We start from the raw sequence: 3830 nt of genomic DNA, 5'->3' as shown, positions 1-3830 counted from the left end.
TTCCTGCGGAAACGACATTCGAAAGTTCTATGCCGAATGCATTTTCAACGGACGACCATTTCGGTGTGCGCGGGCGTACGACCGAATTATTGGTGCCTTCGTAAATAACGCTGAAATACGGATATTTTGCGGTTATTGCGGAATCGGTAAAAACGCTTGTACGTGTAGGAACGCCGCCCTTATCAACTGCGGCCTTTTGCACTTCCGCACTCGTTAAATAAGTTAAAAGCTTTAAAGCCGTTTCTTTATGAGTACTGTTTGCGGTAATACCCATCATCCAATTGCCGATCATACCTGTTGCGTGTTTTTCCGAAGACGAGGATACGCGATCGGGAATTGCGGCATAGGCGGCTTGAGCGTTTGACGAAGAAATAAACCACGAAGGCCAGCCCAAAGCCATACCCGCATTGCCGTTCGCAACGGAAGCGACAATATCGTTCTTTTCATAATTGGCACCGGCGGCAAACAAATCGCAGTAAATTTTTAAAGCTTTTTTTTCTGACCAGTTTAAACATATTATCTCCTTTCTAAAAAAATATATAGATAATGATAACATAAATTAACAAAAATATAAAGAAAAATACGGCGGAAATTTTAGAAAGATTCATGAATTTTAATGGTTTGCGTTTAAGCAGAAGCGCCGCTTAGCGCTTCTAAATTTACTAATTTTATTCTACATCTTATCTTTTGCAGCGATACCCATTAGCCCTAGAGCCGTTTTTATCGAGAGCGCGACGACGGCGAAAAGCTTTAAAAGCTCGTCTTCGTTCTCGCTGCCTACGACGCGATTTTCGTTGTAAAATTTATGAAAATTCGCAGCCAGGCTCTTTAGATAGTCGCAAATTTTATTCATCGAGCGCGTGTTAAAACTATCGACTAAAATATCGTTTAGCGTGAGCGCCTCAAATAGCAAGTTTTTGCCGTCTTCACTCAAATTTGCAAATTTAACACCTACGACATCGGCGACGTTTTTGCCCGCTTTTGCGAAAATTTGATTGATCCTTGCGTGCGCGTAGTTGATATAAAATACCGGGTTTGAGCTATCCTCGCGCTTTAGTTCGTCCACGTCAAACTCCAGGTGCGTGTCGCAGCGCTTGCTAAGAAACATAAATCTAAGCGCCTCATAGCCGATCTCCTCGACCACGTCGCTCATCAGCACGACGTTGCCCGCGCGCTTGCTCATCTTGTAGGCTTCGCCGTCTTTTAGCAGGCTCACCATCTGCGAAAGTATGATCTCGAGGCGATTTTCGTCGTATCCAAGCAGATGTAGCGCCGCCTTCATACGCGCGATGTAGCCGTGGTGATCGGCGCCCCAGATGTTGATGCAGCGATCAAATCCGCGCCTAAATTTATCGTCGTGATACACCACGTCGCCGGCTAGATAGGTGCCGCGACCGTCCTCGCGCACGATGACGCGGTCTTTTTCGTCGCCCACTTCGCTTGATTTTAGCCAGATTTTACCCTCGCTCTCATAGATGCCGTTCTCGCTTTTTAGGCGATCTAGCGTGAGAGGGAGTTTATCGTAGTAGCTCTTTTCGCTAGCCCAGTTTTCGATGAAAATTTGCGCGTCGGCTAAATTTTGCTTGATCAAAACCAGCACTCTATCCTTACCAAACTCGGCGAGTTCGAGATTTCGGCCCTCGTCGTAAAATATCTCTTTGCCAAATTTCTCTAGCGCTTCTTTTGCGATAGGCTCGATGTAGTCGCCGCGGTAAAATTTCTCCGGATACGCCACTCTCTCGCCGAATAAATTTTCGCGCGCCCAAAGCGATATGGACGTGCCTAGAAGCTCGATTTGATTGCCTGCGTCGTTGATGTAGTATTCAGTCGCGATATTTTCGCCGATATGAAGCCCGACGCGAGCTAACGTATCGCCAAAAACCGCGCCCCTAACGTGCCCGATGTGAAGCGGACCGGTCGGGTTTGCGCTGACGTACTCGAGCAAAATTTTCTCGCCGCTAGTTCCGCCGCCTTTTGCAAACTCGCTCGGATTTGCAAGGCTAGCCGAGGCAAATTTATCCAAAAATGCGGGTTTTAGTTTAAAATTTATATAGCCGTTTAGCGCCGTAGCCTCGAAAACTTCGCTATTTTCAAATTTAGACGCTAGCTCGGCGGCTATGGCTACGGGGGATTTTTTGAGCTGTTTTGCTAGGCTAAAAGTAGGCATCGCGTAGTGCGCCAAGCCCTTATCTTTTGGCTTTTCTAGCGCAAAATCAAAGTCCACGGCGCCTTTTATCTCGTTTATTACGCTTTTTTTCAACGCCTTTCCTTACGCGTTTTTAGCCGTATCTTCAGTCTTTGCGGCGGTTGCGGTTTCTTCTTTTTTCTCTTCTACTTTTTCTACGTTCTCGGTTTTCTTATCATCTTCCATTTCCGATTTGAAGCTCTTTATTCCCTTACCTAGGCCTTTTGCGAGCTCGGGGATCTTTTTCGCTCCAAAAAGCAAGACCACGATAAGTAAAATAATAAGCAATTGTTGGACGCTTGGACCCATTTTTTCTCCTTTTGATTTTCGTTATATTAGCATAATTTTATCAATTATTCCATTTGTTAATAATCTCTTTTGCGTCTAAATTTGACGTTTTTAGGCGCATCGAGCGCAAAATCCCGCGCAAATTTTCATAGCAGTTTTGCAAGTCGTCGTTTATCAAAAAATAATCGTACTCTAAGATATGCTCCATCTCGCCGACTGCGTTTATCAGCCGCTTTTCGATGGTTTCCGCGCTATCGGTGCCGCGATTTTGCAGTCTTGATTTTAGCTCGTTTTTGCTAGCCGTCGTGATAAAAACAGAGGTGATATTTTTGGCAAATTTTGATTTAGCGATATTAAAACCCTGCACGTCGATATCAAAAATCGCTATTTTACCATCTTCAAGCGCCTTTAAAACGGGCTTTAGCGAGGTGCCGTAGTAGTTACCGTGCACGCACGCCCACTCCAAAAACTCGTCCGCATCTATCCCTTTTTTAAACTCGTCTTCGCTTATAAAATAATAATTCACGCCATCGGTCTCGCCCTGTCTCGGCGCTCTCGTTGTGCTTGATATCGAAAAGTAAAGATCGTTTTCCTCTTTTAAAAGACGGTTTAAAAGCGTGCTTTTTCCGCTACCGCTGGGGCCGGAGATAATTAAAATTTGCCCCTTCAACTACTTTTCCTCAAAGCTTATATTGATTTTTATGTTGAGATTTTTTAGAGCCTCTCGGAGCTCGCCGTCTTGCAACGAATTTTCTAGATTTTTAGCTACGGCGTCTGAAATTTGAGCCTTTAGCTCGTTTATCTTTGACGTCGTTTGAGCTTTTTGCGAGCTCAAATTTACCGCTTCTCCGCTCGCAAATCCGCCCTCATTAAGCGCTAATGCCATATCTTTTTCGCTGATTTGCTCGATGTCGCCATACTCGCTCGGATCAATCTGCTGCGCTATTTCAGACTCGTTTTGCATAGCTTCGGGCTCGCTGATTTCTTGCGCGTCTTGCTCGAGATTTATTTCCGTCTCGCTTTGATCGTCTGGGGCAAAAATATCATCCGCAAGCTCATCATCTAAAGCATCTTGCGTCAAATTTTCTTCGCTCGCAAAATCCTCTTTCTCCGCCTCACCGGCCGCTTCTGTGTCGCCCAGTAAAAACTCATCGCCCAAGGCGCTATTTTTGACCTGCACCTCTTGCTCGTCTGGCTCGTCAAATTTCATATCCATATCGGCGAAGATATCCTCTTGCTCCTCAGCTTCTTCTATTGCAAATTTATCGTCATTTTCCGCTTGCTCAAGGCTTTGCACAGCTTCAGGCTCGTCCGCGCTATCCATATCGACAAACTCGGCTATATCAGGCTCGTTCGC

General features: G+C 45.4%; 4 protein-coding genes and 1 pseudogene. All 5 read right to left on the bottom strand.

All coding sequences use genetic code 11. The annotated features are described in order from the left end of the window. On the bottom strand, positions 1–556 hold a 556-nt coding region (locus Q0338_RS04940), incomplete at its 3' end, for an extracellular solute-binding protein (protein ID WP_298085788.1). 117 nt (positions 557–673) lie between these two features. Beyond that, the gene (gene argS / locus Q0338_RS04935; protein WP_298085787.1) at positions 674–2260 is read right to left on the bottom strand and encodes an arginine--tRNA ligase; all 1587 of its coding nucleotides are present in this window, start codon (positions 2258–2260) and stop codon (positions 674–676) included. Positions 2261–2269: 9 nt separating this feature from the next. Next, positions 2270–2494 carry a twin-arginine translocase TatA/TatE family subunit gene (locus tag Q0338_RS04930; protein WP_298057572.1) on the bottom strand — a complete coding sequence of 75 codons (225 nt, stop codon included), beginning with the start codon at positions 2492–2494 and terminating at the stop codon, positions 2270–2272. A gap of 40 nt (positions 2495–2534) precedes the next feature. Beyond that, positions 2535–3143 carry a guanylate kinase gene (gmk, locus tag Q0338_RS04925; protein ID WP_298085786.1) on the bottom strand — a complete coding sequence of 203 codons (609 nt, stop codon included), beginning with the start codon at positions 3141–3143 and terminating at the stop codon, positions 2535–2537. Then, positions 3144–3830, bottom strand: a pseudogene (locus Q0338_RS04920) (saccharopine dehydrogenase); the annotation flags it as partial. It abuts the gene before it with no gap.

The organism is uncultured Campylobacter sp., assembly GCF_938018145.1.
GTDB lineage: Bacteria > Campylobacterota > Campylobacteria > Campylobacterales > Campylobacteraceae > Campylobacter_A.
Note: the sequence above shows the minus strand (reverse complement) of the source record. Positions and strands in the feature narration are given on the sequence as shown.